The sequence below is a fragment of the Thermoanaerobacter sp. RKWS2 genome, from assembly GCF_026240795.1.
GTDB lineage: Bacteria > Bacillota > Thermoanaerobacteria > Thermoanaerobacterales > Thermoanaerobacteraceae > Thermoanaerobacter > Thermoanaerobacter ethanolicus.
Genome location: NZ_CP110888.1, coordinates 2,061,130 through 2,084,191 on the forward strand (window position 1 = coordinate 2,061,130; position 23,062 = coordinate 2,084,191).

Sequence of the window (23,062 nt, forward strand, 5' to 3'; positions counted from 1 at the left end):
TCTCACCCCCTTTTAACTTTTTTCAATTTTAAACAGTGTTATTAAAATAACTGTCATTATGGAACATAATGCTCCAAAGTAAAAGGGTGCAGCAGGAGATACTTTATCCCACAAATATCCAGCAATAAAACTTGCGGGAAGTGCGAGTAGTCCCATCGATGCATTATACAGCCCAAATGCAGTTCCTCTATTACTATCATCGACTATATGTGCAACAAGAGACTTTGCAACACCTTCCGTTGTTGAATAGTAAACTCCATATATCGCGTACAAAACCCAAATATGCCACGGCAATTTTGCTAATGCAAAACCGAGATATGTAACTGCATAAATAATCCAGCCTAACCTGATTACATTAACTCTTCCTATTTTGTCAGACAATACTCCACTCGGTACTGACAACAACGCATAAAACAGATTAAACATAGCTATAATTATCGGTATCGTCGATTCGCTTACACCTACACTGCGAGCTCTTAGAATCAAAAATGCATCACTACTGTTGCCAAGCGTAAAAACTAGCATTACAATGAAAAACAGCAGAAATTTTCCCTTAAAAACAGACAAATCTAATTTGAAAGATGAACTTATTCTTTCGCCCTTTTGCTCCACTACAAATAAACCTATGAGGATTATTGTGATAAAAGCTACAAGACCAGCAATCAAAAATATTAATCTGAACTTTATAGAATCTATATATTTGGCAAACAAGAGCATTAAACCGGCAGTAATCAATGGCCCAAGGAAAGAACCTAATGTGTCAAGCATTCTTTGAAATCCAAACGAAAAGCCCATATTTTTCATTTTAGAAGATTTTGCAACAAGTGCATCTCTCGGCGCATCTTTTGTACCTTTTCCAATACCATCAACAAGTCTCAACCCAAAAACCATTGCAGCACCATTCGTCAATGGCAGTAATACTCTTCCAATGGCAGAGAATAGATATCCAATAAACACAATAGATTTCCTTTTTCCAATTTTATCTGAAATTATTCCGGATATTATTCTCATAAGGCTTACAACTGTAGTGACACTTCCCTCTATTAAACCTACCATTTCTTTACTCAGTCCTAGAATCTGCGTATAAAAAGTAGGCAAAATAGGTACAATCATATCCTGACTTAATCCACCAAAAAATGCAACCCAACCCAAGACTTTAATGTTATTATTCACGTTGTTTTTTATTTCTTTATTTTCCAATTGACTCACCTTCCTTATTTGCCACTCTTGTTTTAATCTTCTCCAAAGAATTTTCAATGATATTTTTTGTTAAAACTGAGAATTTATCTTTGTTTTCTAAAAGAAACCTGTGAGACTCTTCTCCGCCAATCTCTCCAAGAGCCCAAACAATAATCTGTTCAATATATGGGTCTTTTTTACCCCCATTATTGCGTAAATGTTCTATCAATACTTTTTCTGCTTTCTTTATTTTAAGTTCTCCAATTATTTTTGCTGCCATATAAGCGACATTATAATCCGGATGATTTATGGCTTTTATGAGTTTGTCACTGTAATCATCATTTGATATATTTTTAAAATCATAGCCACAGTTGGAACACTTTTCTTCTCCAATTTCAGCTATTTTAAAACACACAGGACATATATATCTCATCATTCATCAACCCTTATACCTAAAGTTTTTTTAAGATATCTATTTTCAGACTCATAACCTTTTAATCTTATTTCAAGTGTTTGGTTGTCACGCATCAACTGGAAATTTTTAAATTTCATTGCAGAGTATTTAGACGCCATAGAAATAAGCTGTCTTCTTAAGTCATCTTCATTAGGATTATCCCGTTCTATTTGATATGCTTTAATCCCCATTTCAAAAATAGCTCTATATGCGTCTTCTTCTGTAAAACCATCTTTTTTAAAATTCTCAATTAATTCCCTAATTTCTTCAAAACTTTCTTCAGTAATGTCAAAAGAAATTTTAATCATAATAACCACCCTTTAATAATTTCAATGCTCTTTCAATTGAATCCTTAGAGTCATACCACGGTTCATCATGAAATCTATAATCAAATTTTGTTATAAACCATTCAAGGTCACTTATATTCTTTTCAATTGCAGCTTCATTTATTTTAAATATTTTCTCAATTTGCGGTGTAATATCCTTTGCAACTTCCATAAGCATATTCAGGTGGTGGAAACATAATCTAGACAAGCCTTCACTGTGCCTTTCAACAAAATCTTTATCAGCATGTAAAATATCTATCAATATATGCATCTGGTATTTATCTCTTTCACTTAAATAATCACAAATAAGGCATTTGTTTTTTGCTTCTTTTTTCCTTTTTTTCTTTGAAGATTTTTGTTTTTCCCTGATTTGCTGCAATTTATAACTGATATTTGCTTTTAATGCAATTGCCAAACCCAATTTATCATATGAATTATTCAATAATTCCAAATGATAATGGCAAAAATTTGTCTCTCTTATTTTGACATACATTTCAGGGTCTTTTAAAACCTCATCTTCAAACAAATGCTCACAATAGGCTTTTTCTTCGTCTTTTATAACCTTGCATATTGGACAACCTCCCTTATATTTTTCAAAAACCTCATACAATGGAATAAATTCTAACTTCATGCAGATTCTCATCCTCTCTTTTTTGTCAAATAAACAAAAATGGCTTCTACGAAAGCGCGTAGAAGCCATTAGCCTTCACGGCAATAAGGTGAGCTTCATCACCGTCATTTAATTTTTCTCTATAATAATATTATACATTTTTTAAACAAAAATACAAGTGAAAAGGCTACATATTAAAGACTGTTTTTCGGTTTGGATTTATGATTTTTGCTTAGCATTTAATAAAGCTTAATTATTTTTATCTTTTTATCTAATTATACCACAAAATATCTATGGTATAATTATATTGGATAAACAAAATCTTTATAAAAAGGGGTTAGAATAAAATTGACATCATATGTAAAAAAACGAACATTTACTATATTCGTCTTTCTTACTATCATGTTTTTCGCCCTTATTGTAAGGCTTATATGGATACAGGGTATAAACTCCGAAAAACTTGCAATGGCAGTCGAAAGGCAAAGTACTGCTGATATCATATTAAAGCCTCAACGGGGCAATATTTATGATGTAAACGGGAATATACTTGCCTGTAATGTTCCAGCAGGAGATGTATTTGCAGCTCCTAAATTTATAAAAAACCCAGAAAAAGTTTCTGAAGAACTCTATAAATATTTAAATATGGACAAAGATTCACTTTATAAAATTCTTTCAAATAAAAAATCAGAATGGGCTGTACTTGGCAGGTCCATTCCTCTTGAAAATATAAATAAAATAAAAAGTCTTAACATACCAGGCATATATGTAGAAGATACTTTTATGAGAAACTATCCCAACGGCAAAATGCTATCACAAGTATTAGGTTTTGCAGGAATTGATGGCAACGGTTTGTATGGCCTTGAATATTCTTTAGATAAATACTTAAGTGGTGTACCTGGTCGTGAAATCTCTCTTGTTGATGCAGAAGGTAGAAAAGTAGGAGTCCCAAGCAAGCTTTACAAACCTACAAATGGTGATAATATTGTCCTCACAATTGATTCTGTAATACAAAGTTATACAGAAAAAGCTATAAAAAATGGCTATGAAAAGTATAAACCGCACGATGGTATAACAGCAATAGTTATGAATCCAAAAACGGGTGAAATACTTGCAATGGCTAACTTGCCTGATTTTGACCCAAATAATCCGCAAGATGTACCTTCACAAGAATATTGGTCAAATCCTGCAATATCAAGTATTTACGAACCCGGTTCGGTATTTAAAGTGATAACCGCTTCTGCAGCATTAGAATCAGCTGTAGTTACGCCAGACGAAAAATTCTATGACCCTGGGTATTATATAGTCTCCGGTAGAAAAATTAGAAGTTGGACAGTTTTGGGAGATATAACTTTTTCGCAAGCTATTGAAAAATCAAGTGATACAGTTTTTATGCAGGTGGTAGAACGTTTAGGCCTTGACACTTTTTATAAATACATATATGCTTTTGGTTTTGGCTCGCCTACGGGGATTGAACTGCCCGGCGAAGCCAGTGGAATGATTTTGCTAAAGTCAAAAGTATACCCCGTAGACCTCGCCACTATGTCATTTGGTCAGGGAATTGCCGTGACTCCTATTCAAATGATTACGGCTTTTTCCGCTGTAATAAACGGTGGAAACCTCATGGTTCCACATATTGTAAAATATATTGAAGAGGGAGATAAAATAATTAAAGAATATAAACCTCAAATAGTCAGACAGGTAATTTCTAAAAAACTTCCGATACAATGAAGTATATACTTGAAAAAACAGTAACAGAAGGCACTGCTCAAACAGCACAAGTACCTGGCTATACAGTAGGTGGAAAAACAGGTACAACGGAAAATTATGCTCCAGGAAAATACGTAGCATCATTTGCTGGATTTGCACCAGTTGAAAACCCAAAAATTGCCGTATTAGTTCTTGTTAAAAATCCTACGCAAAATGGGTATATGGGAGGAGAAGTAGCCGCGCCAATAGCCCAGGAAATATTAAGAGACACTCTTAGATATTACGATACAGTAAAAAAATAATAATACCAGTTTATTTAGCACACCAATAAAAAAATAGGATGGTAAAAAAGTTATATTAAATAACGGCCCTATTATTCAAAAGCATTTTTTCTCTTTGAAAGAAACTCTTCATTAAATGTGTCACATTAAAGGGGATAAAGAAAGTATATGCCAATAAAAAGAAAGTGTCCAAGCCTATCATCATAATAAGAAAAAAACTATAAATACCCTTTACTGACTCACACTGTTTTTTATTTCCTCTGTTATATCAAAGGCATTTTTGTTATTCTTTATCCCTTCTTTTATTTTTTCTATCACTGTGTTGTTTATTTTACTCCATCCACCAAATTGTGGGATAATATTTGTATAATTAGTAGCTAATTCAATTCTTTTCATTTTATCGTCTTCAATAATTTTGTCTTTTTTAACTGGTACATAACCTAATTCAATTACCTTTTGTTGGTCTTCTGTAATAAACTTTATAAACTTATATTCCATTTCAAGCTTTTTTTCATCCTTTTCTTTCTTTATACCATAGGCATATATTTTAGGTGATAATGTCAGTGGGATGCCGCTTTCCCCTTCAGGATACATCGCTACATCAAACTCAAACAGCTTTCCTTTTGACTGTAAATTTTTAAGCTGTGCTATTTTATAGCTTTCTTCTATTAATACAGCAGTGTTTTTAGTAGTAATAAAGTCTTGCCATAATTTTTCTCTGTCTCCCTCAAGTGAAACAGGATTGACCACCTTATATTTATTGAATAAATCCAAAACTTTTTGCACCCCTGAAACTGCTTGAGGGCCAAAAAAAGAATACTTTTCTTTGTCAAAAGCCCTCGCACCATCTAAAAGTAAAAACCCCCATAAATTATAGCTATAAGGCGCGAGAGAAAGACCTAATCCATAAAAATATTTTTTATCCTTTTTCCCTTCAGTGTAGGTGAGTTTTGCCATACTATCAACAAATTCTTCGTAATTCCATTCCCCATTTTCAGGCAATTGAATTTCTTTTTCGGCAAACATATCAACATTTAAAAAAAGAACATTAGTATACATTCCTAAAGGCATTCCATAAATATTGCCTTTATAACTTATAGCATCAATAACGCCTTCCTTGTATTGCTTCTTAAACGCTTCATCTACATATTTATTGATAGGACTTAAATAATCCTTTGAAATAAAATAAAAATCTGCCCCAACAGGTAAAATATCTGGCAAAGAGCCATCTTTAGAAGAGTTAATCAGTTTTTCATATCCGTCTTTGTATGAAAGAGGCTCAAAATCTATTACCACACCCGGGTATTTGTACTGAAATAATTCTATTTTCTTTTTTATAAATTCAAATCCTCCCGGGTCTCCTATTGAAGGATGAGGGAAATCCCAAAAAGTAATTATTCCTCTAAACTCCTCTTCTACCTGATTTTTTTCTTGTATTTGTTCTTTTTCATAAAGATTCATATAGTAAGGCCAATATATAAGAAAAAATATCACTAACAAATATAAGAAAATAGTAAAAGGCTTTCTCACATTAACCACCTCTTACTATCTATATTCTCAAAATTACTCTTAAATAACTTAAAAAGCAGGATAGCTTTCCTAATTCTACCCTGCTTTTTTATCAATTTATATTTTAAGCCCTGCTTTTCTCCAATCCTCTTTGAATCTTTCTATTCCCGCATCTGTCAACGGATGTTTTACCATCTGCATGAGCACTTTATATGGTACTGTCGCTATATGTGCCCCTAGTTTTGCCGCCTGTAAAACATGTATAGGATGTCTTACACTTGCAGTTATTATCTCTGTATCTATGTCGTAATTATTGAATATCGTAACAATATCCTCAATAATCTGCAAGCCATCTGTATTTATATCATCAAGCCTTCCTACAAAAGGACTTACATATGTCGCACCTGCACGAGCTGCTAATAAAGCTTGATTTGCTGTAAATATTAGCGTCACATTTGTTTTAATTCCTTCTTTTGAAAGAACATTTACTGCTTTCAACCCTTCAGCCGTCATAGGAATTTTTATTACTATATTTTTATGTATCTTTGCCAATTCTCTTGCTTCCTTAATCATACCCTCATGGTCATCGCTTATAACTTCTGCACTTATAGGACCATCTACAATTTGAGTAATTTCTTTTACTACCTCAATAAAATCTCTTCCTTCTTTGGCAATAAGAGATGGGTTTGTAGTAACACCTGATATTACACCTAATGCATTAGCTTCTCTTATTTCGTCAACATTTGCAGTGTCAAGAAAAATTTCATCACTTCATCCCTCCGTTATCAAATTTATTTACCTTTATTATATATCTAATTTTCAAAAATTAAAAGCCATGCTTTATAGTTATGCAATTTTATTTTATCTGTAAAGCAAGCCTTCAAAAACTCAAACAGTATTCTTAGATAACTCATACCTTAAATGGTCTATAAATTGTTTTGCACTTCTTGGAGACCTTCCATTATGCCATATAGCCCATTGTAATGCTTTTTCTTTTAAGAAATTCCATTCTATTTCTATGTTGTGCTTTTGAGCTAATCCTTTAACAATTTTTAAATACTCTTCTTGGCTGGGCGAAACAAACGTAACAGTTATTCCAAATCTATCACTTAAAGAAAGTTTCTCTTCTCTTGCATCTGTATTATGAAGTTCATTGTCCTCTATATTCTCTGTGACAATATGCCTTCTATTTGACGTCGCATAAATTACTACATTTGAAGGTAAAATCTCTACTCCACCTTCTAATACTGACTTAAGTTCTTTATATTCCACTTCACTTTCATCAAAAGATAAATCGTCAAAAAACAATATAAATTTCATTCCTCTGTCTTTAATTATATCAATTATGTATGACAAATCTTTTACATCATTTTTATTAATTTCTATAAGCCTCAAGCCTTCTTTGTAAAACTCATTGAGCAAAGCCTTAATAGTAGAAGACTTTCCAGTACCTTTATCGCCGTATAAAAGCACATTATTTGCAGGAAAACCTTTTAAGAGAGCTTTCGTATTTTCTATAACTATTTTGTGTTCTTCTTCATATCCTATCAAATCCTCAAAGGTTATAGGGTCAACATTTTCTATTCCTTTTAATTGTCCTGACCCATTTTCTGTAACCCATCGAAAAGCTTTATACTTACCAAAAATGCCACAGCCGTTTGAATGGTAATAATCAGATAGATATTCAGCAAATTTATCTTCTTTCAGTTCCCATAAACCCTTTAATGTGTGACTAGTGTTGACAATTTCCGTGAAACTAATTTTTGACTTGAAAAAGCTCCCATCAACATACCTTTCAAAGTCAGGCAATTCCGTATTTAATAAATTATTTATGCTTTCCGCTATGTTTATAGAGCAAAATTCCTTTAAAATCCCTATTTCTTTTTCGACAGCCTCAATCATTAAATCGCTTACGGCATCAAAACCATATTTTTCTGAAATACGGCTAAAGGGGTTTTCATCGTAAGCAATTTCTTCTGCTAAAAAAGTAGGCCAAATGTTTTTATAAATTCTCTTTTTAAAAGCACATTCAGTAATATCTTTGTAAAAACTGCTATATTCAGCATAAATAAGCTCAATAGAGGGTTTTTCTTTTAATAGCTCTTGAAAAATTTTAATTGCTTTTCTTATCAAACTGTTATTAATAACATTCCTGTAAATTACTATTTCATTCAGCTTATTTAGAATATTCTTCACTTTTTCTTTATTATCCAACAGCATCATCTCCTACATGATAGCTTTAAAAAATACTTTATCTTTTTATTTTACTAAAATTATATCACAAAAAAATAAATCTATCTTAGTATTTAAATGTAAATTTTTTGTAATTATACTAAAAGCTTTTAATAAATAAAAAGTTATAACTTGAGCATGAGTTTTCACAGATAGTATAATGTTCTTACGATTTATTTAAAAAAAGGGGATTGAGAATATGATACACAAATTATCTAAAGAAAACCACATATTTAGTTTTTCAAAAGACTATAAAACTGCACTTTTTGTAAAAGATGGAGACGAAATAGAAATTGAGACTTTGGATTGCTTTTCAAATCAAATCCAAACAAATGAGGATAAATTAGAACAAATGGATTGGAACAAAGTAAACCCTGCAACAGGCCCTATTTATGTTGAAGGAGCTAAAGAAGGAGATGTTTTGGAAGTCACAATTAAAAATATTGAAATAGCTGATAAAGGTGTAGTGGCAACAGGTAAAGACCTAGGAGTATTGGGTGATTTAATGGATGGACTGTATTCCCGAGTGGTTAATATAAAAGATGGGAAAATTATTTTTGATGAAAAAATTTCTATTCCAATTAAACCTATGATAGGAGTAATTGGCGTTTCACCAAGAGAAGGCAATATAAACTGTGGAACACCTGGTTCTCATGGTGGAAATATGGACACTTCACTTATTGGTGAAGGTTCAAAACTTTATTTACCCGTATTTGTAGAAGGTGCGTTGTTAGCTTTGGGAGACTTACACGCTGTAATGGGAGATGGAGAAGTAGGTGTATCAGGCGTAGAAGTAGCTGGCTCAGTTACAGTAGAAGTTAGAGTTGTAAAAAATTTAAAACTTGTAAATCCACTCGTAAAAACACCAGAGGTAACAGCAACAATAGCATCAGATGAATCTTTGGATAAAGCAGTAAAAATAGCAGTTCACGATATGGCAAATCTATTTCAAAGTTTTACCAAATTATCAATAGAGGAGATAGCTACACTTTTTAGCATAGCAGGAAATGTACAGATTTCACAAGTAGTAGATCCACTTAAAACTGCACGCTTTAGTTTGCCAAACTGGGTATTGGATAGCTATAACATAGTGTTCTAAGGGAGGAAAATCTATGGAAAACAAGAATGATACATCATTATAGAATGGAGCTTTAACTTCGTTTTTAGTTCTTCACATCACTGTTATAACATATTTTATGATAAAGAATCATTCTAGCAATATATGGAAACACTTAATATCTCCAATTTTAGGTTTTTTAGTTATCTTCTATGTATGGATAAGCCTTAATGTACATGCCAAAATCCTTGGCGCTGCATGGATTTTAATGGGAATAATTTACTACATCATATTAAAATTTATATTAAAACGTAAGCCAGAAGAACTTAATGTGTAAAATATTTCTTTAACGTTTAAGTTGTAACCCCACTTTATAATTAATACAAAAGTGGGGTATTTTGCATTCGCTTTTCTTATACCCATTCAAAAATCTTTTTTGATACTTCTGGATATGGATAGACGAGAGAACGAGAGGAGGCAAGTATTATGAATAAATGTTTTAAGTGTGGTTGTGAAGAACTAATAAAAACAAAAGTTACACTCGAAAAATGGATTAATGGAAAACTTATTGTTGTAGAAAATGTTCCAGCATGGGTGTGTAAAGAATGTGGAGAAAAATATTTTGATGCAGAAACTATGCTAAAGCTTGATGAATATTTTTATGAAGCAGTACCAGAAAAAATTATTGAAGTTCCTGTATTTGAATATAAGGAAGGATAAATATAAATGAGCACAACCCCCACTTTTTATATACAACAAAAAGTGGGGGGCTATAGTCTTAAATTTTTTAACTAAATTTAAATATGATTATATTATTAAACTATATTTCAGCATCTACTCCGTAGGTAAATATTTTTTCATCATAGAAGACATATCTTGAAAGCCATATCCACAAACACCATTACGAGGAGAATTTGCAATGCCATTCGCAATTTTCTCTATCATTTCCTCATGATATAAATGTTCTTCTACACAATTTTCACACAAAAATTCTCCACATTCATAGCAAAAATATTCAGCTTTTTCTTGACAATTATCACAATAGTAAATTGGGGCAATATTTTGTGCCAAAACAACTATTTTCTTTTTCTGTGGAAGTAATTGTCTTTTTAAAACTTTCAATTCCAAGTGAGTGGTTGAACCAAAATCATACTCATAGTCAAACTTCATGTTTTCCGTTATAACATTTTCTAATTTATAGTTCATACTTTTCGGTTTTGGTCCAAAAAAGAAAGGTTCATCTAACCACCCTCTTGGATTTACATCATATATTTCACCATCAATTTTAAATTGGCTCAAATGTCCACAACACTCAAGCCAAAAATCACGCAAAAACTTGTCAATATCTCTTAAGGTAGCTTTTGTATCCACAGAAACATATAGCCAATAAAGTGATGAATCATATTTAGGATATACGCTTAAAATAAAAACTTCCTTTTCCTTTATCCCTTCTTCATCTGACAGCTTTGAAAAATACTCCTTCATACTCTTACATGAAAGAATATGTCTCAACATTGAAGATTTTTCAAATTCCTTCTTACAAAAATAGCAAGTCCCTTTCATAAAAATTCTTCCTTTCCAAAAAAATTTTAAATACTTTTTGTTCTACGTTAATTTTACCATAAAAACTTTCTCCGTAATAAATACTCTTTCAGGTTTAGTCCAGTCTCTTTTTAAATCTCAATATAGCCACTGTCAAAAGAAAAACTGACATAAGAGTAATTATCACTATTTGATGTACAAGAAGAGAAGCATCAATACCCTTTATTATTATCCCTCTCAAAATAACTAGAAAATATGTAAGTGGAAAAATATCTCCAATTGCTCTTATAACAGTAGGCATTTGTTCCCTCGGAAATATAAATCCTGACAATATTATGGTTGGAAGCAATACGAAAAATGCCCCCTGCATTGCTTGGGTTTGAGTCTGCGCTACTGTTGAGATAAGTATTCCTATTGCAAGAGCACAGGTTATAAAATCAAGTCCTAATAAAAGCAATAGATATATATTACCTCTAACAGGAACGCCAAACCAATACATGCTAAGCCCTAAAACCATTAAAAAATCTGTGTAACCAATTAGAATGTAAGGTAAAAGTTTTCCAATCATTAATTCTGAAGATTTTATAGGGGTTACAATCAATTGTTCTATTGTACCCCTTTCTTTTTCTCTCACAAGCGCAAAAGCCGTCAATATTATGGTGATGTTTTGCATTATAAGGCCTAAAAGCCCCGGAATTGTAAACACTTGCGTGTTGAGTTCTGGATTGTATTCTACTTTTGTAGAAAGGTCTATTCCAATGGAAGGCATTTTCATGCCTTTGACTTTCAATTCTTTTTGTACAATATTGTTTGAAAACATTTGAGATACCATAATACCACTTGATAAAGCAGTCCTTGCTGTTGTAGGATCAGAACCATCAATTTTAAGTAAAGGCTTCACCATTTTCACTTTATACTGTGAAAAATCCGGCGGTATAATAAGACCTGCTTTTGCCTTTCCTTCATCCAGCAAACGATTTAACTCCTCTATACTGCTTACATAAAAATCCGGATTAAAATACAGTGAATTTTTGTATGCTTCAATATAGCTTCTGCTTTCATAGGTCTTGCTTTGGTCAAAAACTGCCATTGGTATATGGTCAACTTCTGTTGCAACAGCATAGCCAAAGAGCAAAAGCATTGTAATAGGCATAATAAATGAAATAACTAAACTTATCCTGTCTCTTTTTATATGTATAATTTCTTTTTTAATGATTGCAAAAAGCCTCGTCTTATTCATTATTCATCATCCTTACGTATTTAATAAAGACATCTTCAAGCGAATCAAGATTATTTTCTCTTTTTATCTCATAGGGGGTACCAAAAGCCATCAACTTTCCATTAAACATAAAAGCTGTGAGGTCACATATTTCTGCTTCTTCCATATAATGAGTAGTCAATAAAATTGACATACCATCATTAGCAAGACTTTTTATGATATCCCAAAACATTCTTCTTGATAAAGGGTCTACTCCTGATGTAGGTTCATCAAGTATAAGCAATTTAGGATTATGTAATATGGCACAGCCTAAAGCAAGCCTCTGCTTCAATCCTCCTGATAATGTACCAGCAATTTGCTTTCCTCTCTCCCCTAATCCAACAATATCAAGAACTTCTTTGATTCTTAGTTTCATCTCTTTTTTACTTATCCCATACACACTCGCATAAAAATTTAAATTTTCTCTCACAGTTAAATCTTCGTAAAGGCTAAACTTTTGAGACATATACCCTATAGATTTTTTTATCTTTTCACTTTCTTTTTCTATATCATAGCCTAGAACAGTTCCCTCTCCTGATGTGGGTTTTAAAATGCCACAAATCATCCGTATAGTGGTGGATTTTCCTGAACCGTTAGGCCCTAATAGGCCGAATATTTTATGAGTCGGAACTTGTAACGTAAGCTTGTCTACAGCAGTTATATTGCCAAATCGTTTTGTCAATTCTCTTAAATTTATAACATATTCCATAGCTCCACCTTCTATTCATTGATAATCACATCTGCTAACATTCCAGGTTTTAAATTTTTTATGTGATCAAGGATTTGAACTTTTACTTGGTATACTACATCTTCTTTTGATGACTTTGTCACAGTGTTTTTGGGAGTGAATTCGCCGTTTGGTGAAATATAAGTAATCTTTCCTTTAATTGAATCTTTTATAGAATCTACTTTTATACTTACTTCTTGGTTTAAAGAAACTTTATGCAAATTCTTTTCTGGTATGTATATTTTTATAAAAAGATTCTTTAAATCAGATATTTGAGCAATATTTCCTCCCGCCATAGCTATTTCGCCAGCATTAATGTAAATATTAGTTATAGTACCATCAATCGGAGAATTTATTGTTCCCTTTTTAATCATAAGGTTAGTTAAATCATAATTTGCTTGCGCTTGGTCTACGTTTAATCTCGCCATATCAGCCTGATTCTTAGGTCCATTTTTAACTTGGTCATACTTTAACTTCGCTATTTCCAAATTGGCTTTAGCTATTTTTGCTTGTTCTTCATATTGACTTACATCAAGCAAAGCTATCTTATCTCCTTTTCTAATTTCATCTCCTTCTTTTACATATAAATCAGTGATACGACCAGATATCTCTGATTGTACATACAAAGTTTCGGCTTCTATTGTTCCCGTATAAAGATTTTCTTGTGAATTTGAATTAGAACAACCTGAAGAAATGATGCTAAATGCAATTAACATAATAAATGCCAAATATAGTCTCTTCATACTTAATGCTCCTCTCCTATATCTTCTATATCTCTTAACAGTCTTTTCATTATTTTGTTTTCATTATAGTTTATTTAAGAAAAATCTGTCAATATTATAATCTCTCAGATTATATTTGCATGATAGCACAAAACAAAACCCACCCCAAAGGGTGGGTTTATTAATATCCTATTGACTTAGTTTTTATAGACACATTGCTTTCTTCTAATACATAATGAGATTTAGCTTTTAAAATTATTTCTCCCGGTTTTCGTGTTGATTTTATATAAACTGCTCCTCTGCCAGCCTCTAATACCAATGGATTTTCTCCAATCAGTTTTCCTTCTCCTTCTATTTCAAATGATACAGGTATATTAGCATATGGGAGAATAGAGCCGTTTTCATCCACAACACTTATAACAACCCTTGTACAATCGGAGCCATCTGCCATAATCTCTTCATCGTCACAAGAAAGAACTAATTTATGTGGTTTCCCATATGGCCTTAATGTATGTCTTGCTACTTCCTTACCGTCTATCAAACCTACTGCAGTAATAGAAGCATTATTAACTCTTACCTCCATATAGTTGATTCCGCATTCCTTCATTGAAAATTCAAAAGGCGGATGTGGTAAACTAGGAAAATCAACTCTATTGGGCATTTGTCTTTTCACAAATTTATCATTTATATAAAGTTCTACTTCTTCGCAATTGCTAAATACAAGCAATTTATCGCCGTTCTCTTCCTCAAATGATGGTATTAAGTACGAAGCTATAAACACATAGGGTCCATATAAGTGCGGGTCAGCTTGGCTCCTGTAAAAATGAGCTGCAAACTTTGGAAGTCTAAATATATCACAGACTCCATGATAGCATATATTATCTCCTGAACCAAAAGCACTTGTGGTATTATAATCAAATGCACACCAGCCTGATGCACCAGCCATGTTTGGCATCCCATATTGTTTATCTTGGATAAGAGCATGCAACCTTGCATGAGTAATAAGACGATTGAGATTATCATATGATTTTGTTGGATACATGTGTCCCATATATTCTGTTACCATATACTTTCTGTGATTTGGAAGTTGTATTTTGCCTTCTAAATTGTATATAAAGTCGTTATATGTAAATACATCCTCAAGTTTTTCACTATCTCTTAAATATCTAACACCACCTGTTGGTCTACTCCTGTCTAATTTATGAGCTATTTCATTCATTTCTTTATAAAAATCGTGGTCATCTAAAGACTCATTTATTCGCACACCCCACATAAATATACAAGGATGATTTCTATCTCTTAAAATCATTTCTTTTAAATTCTCTTTTGCAATGTTCTTCCAATTTTCATCGCCTATATGCTGCCATCCAGGTATTTCTTCAAAAACTAACAAGCCTATTTCATCACATCTATCCAAAAATGAAACAGCCTGTGGATAATGTGACGTTCTAACATAATTTAATCCCAATTCATACTTTAATATATCTGCATCTTTTCTTTGTACCCTATCCGGCATAGCACCGCCAACATAAGGAAAAGTCTGATGCCTGTTTAACCCTCTTAATTTTAAAGGTTCACCATTAATATAAAATTTGCCATCATCTCCAAAATGCACAGTCCTTATTCCTGTTCTAAAAGTATAATTATCTAAAATTTCATTCTCTGCAATAAGTTTTACAGACACATTATATAAATACGGATGATCTGGATGCCAAGTTAATGGATTCTCCATCTTTATTCGCTGTACAATCTCCTTTTGCATGTCTTTAACATCAGTAACAGAAGATGAACACACAGCACCTTCTTTATTTATAACCTCTGTCAATATTTTTGCATTTCTTACCTCTTTACCTTCGATGGTTGTAGTAATTGAAATTTCCGCAACAGAATCTTGCAATTTATCAACAACAAAATAAACATCTTGTATATAAGTTTCATTTAAAATTTTCAACCATACATTTCTGTATATTCCACCAAACAACATATAATCTACAAGAAAACCTTCTGGGGGAATATCTTTATGTTCTCTTGAATCCACTTGTACAGCAATTAAATTTTCAAAAACGCCATATTTGACATATTCTGTAATGTTAAATTCAAAAGGGGTATATCCTCCTTTATGCTCACCTACGAATTCGCCATTTACATAAACCTTCGCAACAGTCATAACACCTTCAAAATGAATATAAACCTTTTTACCCTCATATTTGCTATCTAGTTTAAAGTGCTTTCTATACCACTAAACAAACCTATAATCTTCCTCTTTAAAATAGTGATGAGGAAATATCTTGTTTGCATGAGGAAGACTAACAAATTCAAAATTGCTTTCATCAAAATCAAGTTTATATGCATCATTTAAGTCTTCAGGAATATATAACCAATCTACATTAAAATTCAATACTTCTCTACCCATTCTTAATACTCTCCTCCTTAAAATGCATCATAATACTCTGAAAGTCCCCTTTAAGTTCTGGAATTACTATCCCTGCATACATAAGTTCTTCACCACAATATACACTATCATCATCTTCTAAAACATAATTGAAAACTGGATTTATTCCCTTTAGACGAAGTCTTTTAATAGGTTCATTTGCTCCTCCCAAAATTCTAAAATAATAGAGCAAAAATTCTCTTTTATCCTCAGAAACAATCAACCAAGCAGTTTCATTCCCTTCAAAAGGACTTAGCAATCTATAAAAGTCTCCAAACTGTACAAGTTTCCTAATTTCTTTATATTTCACCACATATTTTTTAATTTCCTCTTTTTCTTCACTGCTCAATTTTGTTAAATCAAGTTCAAAGCCAAAATTGGCTGACATTGCCACATGTGCACGCATCTTTAACGGTGTAACCCTATGAACTTGGTGATTTGGTACAGCAGATATATGACTTCCCATTGAAATAAGAGGATAAACTATACTTGTACCATGCTGTATTTTAAGTCTTTCCACAGCATCTGTATCATCACTAGTCCAAGTCTGGGACATGTAATAAAGCATTCCAGGGTCAAAACGACCGCCACCACCAGCACAACTTTCAAACAAAACATCAGGAAACCTTGTCGTTATTTCTTCTAATATTCTGTAAAGTCCAAGAACATATCTGTGAGCAGTCTCTCTTTGCCTCTCTGGCGGCAAAAGTGCAGACCCTATCTCTGTCATATTTCTGTTCATATCCCATTTTACATAACTTATGTCGGCGCTTTCCAAAATATCTGACACTACTTTTATAATATAATCTTGTACATCTTTTCGCGACAAGTCTAACACAAGTTGATTTCTGCTTTCACTTCTCGGCCTATCAGGTACATGTATACACCAATCAGGATGCTTTCTATATAGATCACTATCAGGAGACACCTTTTCTGGTTCCATCCATAATCCAAATTTTAAACCTAAAGAATTTATGTCTTTTGCAAGGCCATCCAAACCACTTGGAATCTTTTCTTTATTTACAAACCAATCTCCCAGTGAAGAATTGTCAGAATTTCTTTTTCCAAACCATCCATCGTCAAGAACAAACAATTCAATCTCCAAATCTTTAGCTTCTTTAGCAAGTTCTTTAAGTTTTTCTTCTGTAAAATCAAAATAAGTAGCTTCCCAGTTGTTTATAAGAATTGGTCTTTCTCTGTCCTTAAATTTACTTCTCATAAGTCTATTTCTGTACAGTTTGTGATAGGTATTTGACATTTTATTTAAGCCACCATCCGAATAAACCATAACGACTTCTGGTGTTTGAAATGTTTCACCTGGCTTTAAAAGCCATGAATAATCAAATGGATTGATTCCCATAGAAACTCTTGCCATATTATATTGATCCACTTCTACTTGTGCCAAGAAATTGCCACTGTAAACAAGGCTAAATCCATAAACATCTCCATGCCATTCGTCAGCGTCTTTCCTTAAAAGTGCTATAAAAGGATTTTGCTGATGGCTGCTTGCACCTCTTCTGCTTTCAATAGACTGAACTCCAAGAGTAAGTGGTTTTCTTATGACATGTCTTTCTCTCGCCCAAGCCCCTGACAATTGAAGCATGTCAAACTTATCATCACTAAAATCAACATTCATAGACAAAGCTCTTAACAATTTTATGTCTTCTTTTCCCATGTTTTCAAATCTCACTGACCTTGTGATAACATCATAATCTCTAAATGCCGTGTAAATTAAAGTTACTTTTAAATTCGCTACTTTATCATATAACTCTATTTCAAGAGTATCAGCTTCATCTTTACTTTCAACAAAAGTAGCTGGAAGCCCTTCTAATTTAGGTTTACCTTTATAGATTTTGTGAGAGAGGTATCTTAAATCAGAAATAGTAGAACCATTTTCAAGCTGAATTTGATACGCAGGACTTCTAAAATCAGTATTGCCATACGCAGGATACTCTTGTGGCAAAAAATCTAACATTAGATAATTTCCAAAGTTAATATTATCAGTATCTATACTTACATGAGGCAATTTTAACAAGTGATATATATTTGCGTTCTTTATCTTTTTACCAAAATATGCATGCAAAACAGCGTCGTTTTTTAAAACATGAATTATATAACTTGTATCTTTTGCTGTTAAATGAAAGGTTCTTGTTTTATCATTAAAATGAATAGGCATAGTAAGTCCTCCTATCGAATTAGTTACTAAATTTTTTTACAACTCAAATTTTTTCATAAATTATGGTACTTTTTACTTGGATATTACTTCATTTTATAATTGGGCAATGAGTTCAAGGAAGATAAATTTTTATAATTATTTTATGATTTCTATTTTTATTTTTACATATTAAACAACTCATTCAATTATTTTATTCTTATTATGGATTATTTAGAAAAACTGGTAATAATGAAAAGGTTAAAAGATTTGATATTTACTCAATAGAATTAAAAACCCCACCGCAGGGTGGGATTAAAATGTCTCTATTAATTTCTCCGCATTCATTTTCTGTCTTATACTACATTTTGTTAAATTAACTCTAAAAAAGTTGATATTAATTGTGTCATATAATGCACATACAATCCCCCTCTAAACTATCCTGATTAAATTAAAGAACTTATTATAGTATACCAAAACCTTATTTTTTAGCTAAATATTTCCTAATATCTACAGCAACTGCAGATACAATAATTATACCTTTAATTATCAATTGCCAATATGGATCAATACCAATAAATGTTAATCCATAGTTAATTACACTAAATATCAGCACACCTACTACAACCCCAGGTACAGTACCTACACCACCAGAAACAGACCATCCACCAACTACACACGCAGCTATCGCGTCAAGTTCATACATATTACCATAGTTATTTGTAGCACCTCCTGTCCTTGCTGCTTCCAAGATACCAGCAATGGTATATAAAGTTCCAGCTAGAGCAAATAACCATAAAATATGACGTTTTACATCAACACCTGATACAACTGCCGCTTCCCTATTTCCACCAATTGCATACAAATTTTTGCCAAAACTTGTTTTGTTTAAAACTATCCACATGATTATAGTAATAATAACTGCAATAATTATAACATAAGGAATCCCAAAAATCCCCCTGTACCAAGTTCAGAAAAATCTTTCCTTAGTCCTGCAATAGGTTGAGAATTGTTAGGAGGTAAATTAAAATAAATAGAATTTGCCCCATAAACAATGACCATTGTACCCAAAGTAGCAATAAATGGAGGTACACTAAATCTAGAAACTACAAATCCATTTAAAAGTCCAAAACCAAATCCTATAAGAATGGTTATTAAAATGGGGATCCATAAAGGAAGTTGTGGTAAATCAGGGAAAAATCTCCTTGGATAATCGGGCATTTGAAGTAGCGAAGCAGACACCACAGCAGCCAACCCTACTAATCGCCCTGCTGAAAGGTCTGCACCTCCTATTAAAATAACAAGTGCAGCCCCTAAAGCAATAATAATTCTTGTAGAACTTTGAACTAGGATATCTCTAAAAACTCTTAGTGATATAAAAGTAGGATCTTTTATGGCAATTCCTATAATTAGTAATATTAATACAACATATATGGCATATTGTGTCAAATAATTTTTAATTCTGTTGTTCATCATTATCTCCTCCGTATTAATTTGTATATTTACTAGCAAGGCGCATTATTTTTTCTTCCGTTGCTTCTTCTTTATCAAGGATTCCAGATAAATAACCTTCACACATCACCATAATTCTATCTGCCATCCCTAAAAGTTCGGGCATTTCAGATGATATCATTATAATACTTTTCCCTTGCATTGTAAGTTCATTCATAATTGTATATATCTCATACTTTGCACCAACATCAATACCTCGTGTTGGCTCATCAAGTATTAATATTTCAGGAGAAGTAAGAAGCCATCTAGCCAAAAGCACCTTTTGTTGATTTCCACCAGACAAATCTTTAATTAAAGTTTTTAATGAGGGAGTTTTGACTTTTAACGCGTTTACCATCTGTTTAGTATCATCTTTTCGTTCCCTGTCATTAAGCAATAAAAAGTGGTTTACATATTTTTTTATATTGGCAATTGTAGTATTTTCTAGTATATTTAGGTCTGGAAAAATTCCTGTCGAACGTCTTTCTTCAGTAAGTAAAGCCATCCCATGTTTTTTAGCATCAATAGGGGATCTAATGATAACCTCTTTTCCTTTTATAAAAATTCTCCCTGATGCTATCGATCTTAATCCAAACAAAGCTTCCACAAGTTCAGTACGTTGAGAACCTACTAACCCACCTATACCCAATATTTCGCCTTTTCTAAGTTCAAAAGAAACATTTTTAAACGATTTTGGCAAGGGTGATGTTAAATTTTCAACTTTGAGTATAACTTCACCTGGCTTACTATTCCTTATTGGAAATCTGTTAGTCATTTCACGTCCAACCATTTTTGATATTATCTTATCTTCAGTTAATTCTTTAGTATCCCATGTTCCAACCACTTTTCCATCACGCATAATAGTTACTTCATCCGCAATTTCAAAAATTTCATCTATCTTATGAGATATATAAATTATTGACACACCTTCTTTTTTTAAAGTTCGAATAAGATCAAACAAATGAGTAACTTCATTCTCTGTCAAAGAAGATGTTGGTTCATCCATAATTATAATTTTTGCATTATATGAAATTGCTTTAGCTATTTCTATATATTGAATTTTTGATGCTGATAAATTTTTTACCAATTCAGTTGGTTTAATATCTATTTTCAACCCTGCTAAAAGTTCTTCAGTATCTTGATACATTTTCTTTTCGTCAACTAATTTAAATAAACTATACTTTTTCATAGGAAAACGTCCAAGCCATATGTTTTCCATCACATTGCGATACCTTACAGGATGTAATTCCTGATGTATCATAGAAATTCCATAATCTAACGCCTCTTTTGAATTTTTTATACTAATTTTTTTACCATTTAGTATAATTTCACCTGAATCAGGTTCATAAATTCCAAACAGGCACTTCATTAAAGTTGACTTTCCTGCTCCATTTTCACCCATAATCGCGTGCACAGTACCCGCACGCACTTTTAAAGTTACGTTATCAAGTGCTTTTACTCCTGGGAACTCTTTTGAAATGTTGTTCATTTCCAGTATAAATTCATTATTCGTCATCTTAATGCCTCCTGATTCTGCCTTTAAAAAATTTATTATAAAGCAAGGAAAAATCCTTGCTTTATAATCTTTTACAATACATTTCTATTGAGTAGCATCGTTAATATTATCTAACGTAATTTTTACATATGGAATCCACACATATTTACCATCTGTTATATCATAGCCAATATTTTCTTTAGTTGGTGTCTGACCTTGCGCAAGAACATAAGCCAACATAAATGCTGCTTTACCTTGATTTTTAGCATCGTTTAAAACAGTGCCAAGAAGAGTTCCCTCTTTGAGAGCTTGAACACCTGGAACAGTTGCATCGACCCCCACAACAGGAATATATTTATTATTTTTGAAATAGCCTGCTGCCTTTAGTGCTTCAATTGCGCCCAAAGCCATATCGTCATTATTAGCAAATACTGCTTCAATTTTATCACCATAAGCTGCTAAAAAAGCTGCCATTTTATCTTGAGCTTTTACACGGTCCCACATTGCGGTATCTTTAGCAAGTTCTTGCACTTTAATTCCAGCTTCTTTAACAGCTTCAATAGAATATTTGGTACGAAGTTCAGCATCTTGGTGGCCTGGTTCTCCCATTAACATAACATATTGCATAACACCATCATGATTTTTATCAGCTTCAGGATGTGATTTCCAATAATCTACCATTATTTCACCTTGCAATGTGCCAGATTGTTCTGCTTTTGCTCCTACATAATAAACTTTGTCCCATTTTTTCATATCATCTGGTAGCGGTTCTCTATTAATAAATACAACAGGAATATTTGCTTGTTTTACTTTATCAATAATTGTACCTGCAGCAGTGCGATCCACTGGATTAATTATAAGGGCGTCTACCTTCTTTGTTATAAAAAGATCCACTTTATCATTTTGTACTGGTTGTGAATTTTGGCTATCTACAATATCAACTTTAGCTTTGCCTTCTGCCGCTTTAGCAATATTATCACGCACGCTTGTCATAAAAGTATCATCAAATTTGTAAATCGCCACGCCTATAAAAGGCAATTTTTCATTACTGGTATTGGCAGCCGCATTTTGTTGAGAATTACTAGTTGATGTTGTATTACTGGAACTGCCACATCCAGTAAATAGTACTGAAAAAACAAACATGAGTAAGACAACATAAGTCAATAATTTTTTCATAAATTAGCTCCTCCTTTTTTTAATAATTGAATACTTTCATTAAGGTTTCTCATGATTTTTAAATTTTTTAATTATCGAGTCGCAGCATATCACCTTCTTTCACAATAAATTTTTTCTGTGCAAAAGAAATTAATTTCCGTGAACGTTATCATTTAACTTAAACCGTATCTTTTATGTAAATATTTCTCAAATATTTTATACTTTATTTTTTATTTTAACTAACTCCTATATTATATATTCGACATGAATTTAAAAATTCCTTCTTCTAAACCGTAATTTATTAAAAATTTTTATAAACTTTTTTTGTAATCCAAAGTTTCCCCCAACTATTAAATAGCTGAATTTGATAAACCTCATCTTTTATCTCTATATTATAACAAAACATTTTCACTTTTCTTATAGATATACCCCGTGTTCATTAGATTTTTGTCCTTAATTTTTTCGTTTTACCTCCCATAAGGTAAATGTCATCTACACCCTTATACAAGATTTTTTTAAAAGTCATTTAAATGTATAAGAATCTATTGCGTATATCTTAAAATTTCTTATTTCTTTATTTAAATTGTTTGAGAAGTAATGCTTTACTGCTTTCGCTCTAACTTTTAAACCATTCCAGAATTAACAAAAGTTAGTCTCTTATATTTTCTAAATTGCGGTTGACAATTATTATAATTTAATACTATTTTGCATGTTTTAACTAGCTTTTTCTGGTA

Annotated in this window: 16 protein-coding genes, 3 pseudogenes and 1 riboswitch; of the genes and pseudogenes, 3 read left to right on the forward strand and 16 right to left on the reverse strand. The window is 32.2% G+C overall.

Going from position 1 to position 23,062, the window contains the following annotated elements; all coding sequences use genetic code 11:
- Window positions 1–12: 12 nt before the first annotated feature.
- The 4 genes from OEI98_RS10970 to OEI98_RS10985 are packed head-to-tail and all read right to left on the reverse strand — an operon-like array spanning window position 13 to window position 2,590.
- The gene (locus tag OEI98_RS10970; protein WP_323053746.1) at window positions 13–1,200 is read right to left on the reverse strand and encodes an MFS transporter; all 1,188 of its coding nucleotides are present in this window, start codon (window positions 1,198–1,200) and stop codon (window positions 13–15) included.
- A complete protein-coding gene (locus OEI98_RS10975; protein WP_266037901.1) occupies window positions 1,190–1,615 on the reverse strand; it encodes a HEAT repeat domain-containing protein in 426 nt (141 codons plus the stop codon). The genes OEI98_RS10970 and OEI98_RS10975 overlap by 11 nt, the downstream gene beginning before the upstream one ends.
- Complete coding sequence (locus tag OEI98_RS10980; RefSeq protein ID WP_266037903.1) at window positions 1,612–1,941, reverse strand: hypothetical protein; 330 nt, start codon at window positions 1,939–1,941, stop codon at window positions 1,612–1,614. Before OEI98_RS10980 ends, OEI98_RS10975 begins: the two co-directional genes overlap by 4 nt.
- Window positions 1,934–2,590, reverse strand: a complete 657-nt coding sequence (locus OEI98_RS10985; RefSeq protein ID WP_266037905.1) for a DUF6062 family protein — start codon at window positions 2,588–2,590, stop codon at window positions 1,934–1,936. Before OEI98_RS10985 ends, OEI98_RS10980 begins: the two co-directional genes overlap by 8 nt.
- A gap of 52 nt (window positions 2,591–2,642) precedes the next feature.
- Window positions 2,643–2,702, reverse strand: a riboswitch (Fluoride riboswitch).
- A gap of 215 nt (window positions 2,703–2,917) precedes the next feature.
- On the opposite strand from OEI98_RS10985, the pseudogene OEI98_RS10990 reads away from it, so the two are divergent.
- A pseudogene (locus OEI98_RS10990) lies at window positions 2,918–4,578 on the forward strand (peptidoglycan D,D-transpeptidase FtsI family protein).
- Window positions 4,579–4,788: 210 nt separating this feature from the next.
- Here OEI98_RS10990 and OEI98_RS10995 read toward each other — a convergent pair.
- The 3 genes from OEI98_RS10995 to OEI98_RS11005 all read right to left on the reverse strand — a co-directional run bounded on the left by OEI98_RS10995 (window position 4,789) and on the right by OEI98_RS11005 (window position 8,280).
- Complete coding sequence (locus OEI98_RS10995; RefSeq protein WP_004403509.1) at window positions 4,789–6,087, reverse strand: ABC transporter substrate-binding protein; 1,299 nt, start codon at window positions 6,085–6,087, stop codon at window positions 4,789–4,791.
- A 96-nt stretch (window positions 6,088–6,183) separates the two neighbouring features.
- Complete coding sequence (gene fsa, locus OEI98_RS11000) at window positions 6,184–6,828, reverse strand: fructose-6-phosphate aldolase (protein ID WP_266040668.1); 645 nt, start codon at window positions 6,826–6,828, stop codon at window positions 6,184–6,186.
- Window positions 6,829–6,954: 126 nt separating this feature from the next.
- Window positions 6,955–8,280 (reverse strand): ATP-binding protein, encoded by a 1,326-nt coding sequence (locus tag OEI98_RS11005; RefSeq protein ID WP_019907893.1) that lies wholly within the window; start codon window positions 8,278–8,280, stop codon window positions 6,955–6,957.
- A 217-nt stretch (window positions 8,281–8,497) separates the two neighbouring features.
- Between OEI98_RS11005 and OEI98_RS11010 the strand changes: the two genes are divergently transcribed.
- Together OEI98_RS11010 and OEI98_RS11015 are read left to right on the forward strand one after the other, a co-directional pair.
- Window positions 8,498–9,397: an acetamidase/formamidase family protein gene (locus OEI98_RS11010; RefSeq protein ID WP_006569430.1), complete on the forward strand. Its 900-nt coding sequence runs from the start codon at window positions 8,498–8,500 to the stop codon at window positions 9,395–9,397.
- A gap of 444 nt (window positions 9,398–9,841) precedes the next feature.
- The gene (locus tag OEI98_RS11015) at window positions 9,842–10,075 is read left to right on the forward strand and encodes a type II toxin-antitoxin system MqsA family antitoxin (RefSeq protein WP_004403501.1); all 234 of its coding nucleotides are present in this window, start codon (window positions 9,842–9,844) and stop codon (window positions 10,073–10,075) included.
- A gap of 114 nt (window positions 10,076–10,189) precedes the next feature.
- On the opposite strand, the gene OEI98_RS11020 is transcribed toward OEI98_RS11015, so the two are convergent.
- The 9 genes and pseudogenes from OEI98_RS11020 to OEI98_RS11075 form a co-directional block, all read right to left on the reverse strand.
- Window positions 10,190–10,918: a B-box zinc finger protein gene (locus OEI98_RS11020; RefSeq protein ID WP_004403496.1), complete on the reverse strand. Its 729-nt coding sequence runs from the start codon at window positions 10,916–10,918 to the stop codon at window positions 10,190–10,192.
- A 94-nt stretch (window positions 10,919–11,012) separates the two neighbouring features.
- Window positions 11,013–12,137: an ABC transporter permease gene (locus OEI98_RS11025; protein WP_266037912.1), complete on the reverse strand. Its 1,125-nt coding sequence runs from the start codon at window positions 12,135–12,137 to the stop codon at window positions 11,013–11,015.
- A complete protein-coding gene (locus OEI98_RS11030; protein WP_004403492.1) occupies window positions 12,130–12,864 on the reverse strand; it encodes an ABC transporter ATP-binding protein in 735 nt (244 codons plus the stop codon). The genes OEI98_RS11025 and OEI98_RS11030 overlap by 8 nt, the downstream gene beginning before the upstream one ends.
- A gap of 11 nt (window positions 12,865–12,875) precedes the next feature.
- Complete coding sequence (locus tag OEI98_RS11035) at window positions 12,876–13,625, reverse strand: HlyD family secretion protein (RefSeq protein WP_266037916.1); 750 nt, start codon at window positions 13,623–13,625, stop codon at window positions 12,876–12,878.
- Window positions 13,626–13,785: 160 nt separating this feature from the next.
- Window positions 13,786–16,017: pseudogene (locus tag OEI98_RS11040) on the reverse strand (glycoside hydrolase family 2 TIM barrel-domain containing protein).
- Window positions 16,010–18,211 (reverse strand): alpha-galactosidase, encoded by a 2,202-nt coding sequence (locus OEI98_RS11055; protein ID WP_266037920.1) that lies wholly within the window; start codon window positions 18,209–18,211, stop codon window positions 16,010–16,012. The pseudogene OEI98_RS11040 and the gene OEI98_RS11055 overlap by 8 nt, the downstream one beginning before the upstream one ends.
- A 457-nt stretch (window positions 18,212–18,668) precedes the next feature.
- Window positions 18,669–19,663, reverse strand: a pseudogene (mglC, locus tag OEI98_RS15370) (galactose/methyl galactoside ABC transporter permease MglC).
- Window positions 19,664–19,676: 13 nt separating this feature from the next.
- On the reverse strand, window positions 19,677–21,194 hold the full coding sequence (locus tag OEI98_RS11070) for a sugar ABC transporter ATP-binding protein (RefSeq protein WP_074592586.1): 1,518 nt from the start codon (window positions 21,192–21,194) through the stop codon (window positions 19,677–19,679).
- A gap of 84 nt (window positions 21,195–21,278) precedes the next feature.
- Window positions 21,279–22,349 (reverse strand): galactose ABC transporter substrate-binding protein, encoded by a 1,071-nt coding sequence (locus OEI98_RS11075; protein WP_074592585.1) that lies wholly within the window; start codon window positions 22,347–22,349, stop codon window positions 21,279–21,281.
- Window positions 22,350–23,062: the final 713 nt, after the last annotated feature.

Bases quoted from the DNA above. Each gene is read 5' to 3' on its own strand.
- OEI98_RS10975 (WP_266037901.1), bottom strand. From the start codon at position 1,615: ATGATGAGATATATATGTCCTGTGTGTTTTAAAATAGCTGAAATTGGA.
- OEI98_RS10980 (WP_266037903.1), bottom strand. From the start codon at position 1,941: ATGATTAAAATTTCTTTTGACATTACTGAAGAAAGTTTTGAAGAAATT.
- OEI98_RS10985 (WP_266037905.1), bottom strand. From the start codon at position 2,590: ATGAAGTTAGAATTTATTCCATTGTATGAGGTTTTTGAAAAATATAAG.
- OEI98_RS11010 (WP_006569430.1), top strand. From the start codon at position 8,498: ATGATACACAAATTATCTAAAGAAAACCACATATTTAGTTTTTCAAAA.
- OEI98_RS11015 (WP_004403501.1), top strand. From the start codon at position 9,842: ATGAATAAATGTTTTAAGTGTGGTTGTGAAGAACTAATAAAAACAAAA.
- OEI98_RS11020 (WP_004403496.1), bottom strand. From the start codon at position 10,918: ATGAAAGGGACTTGCTATTTTTGTAAGAAGGAATTTGAAAAATCTTCA.
- OEI98_RS11025 (WP_266037912.1), bottom strand. From the start codon at position 12,137: ATGAATAAGACGAGGCTTTTTGCAATCATTAAAAAAGAAATTATACAT.
- OEI98_RS11030 (WP_004403492.1), bottom strand. From the start codon at position 12,864: ATGGAATATGTTATAAATTTAAGAGAATTGACAAAACGATTTGGCAAT.
- OEI98_RS11035 (WP_266037916.1), bottom strand. From the start codon at position 13,625: ATGAAGAGACTATATTTGGCATTTATTATGTTAATTGCATTTAGCATC.
- OEI98_RS11055 (WP_266037920.1), bottom strand. From the start codon at position 18,211: ATGCCTATTCATTTTAATGATAAAACAAGAACCTTTCATTTAACAGCA.
- OEI98_RS11070 (WP_074592586.1), bottom strand. From the start codon at position 21,194: ATGACGAATAATGAATTTATACTGGAAATGAACAACATTTCAAAAGAG.
- OEI98_RS11075 (WP_074592585.1), bottom strand. From the start codon at position 22,349: ATGAAAAAATTATTGACTTATGTTGTCTTACTCATGTTTGTTTTTTCA.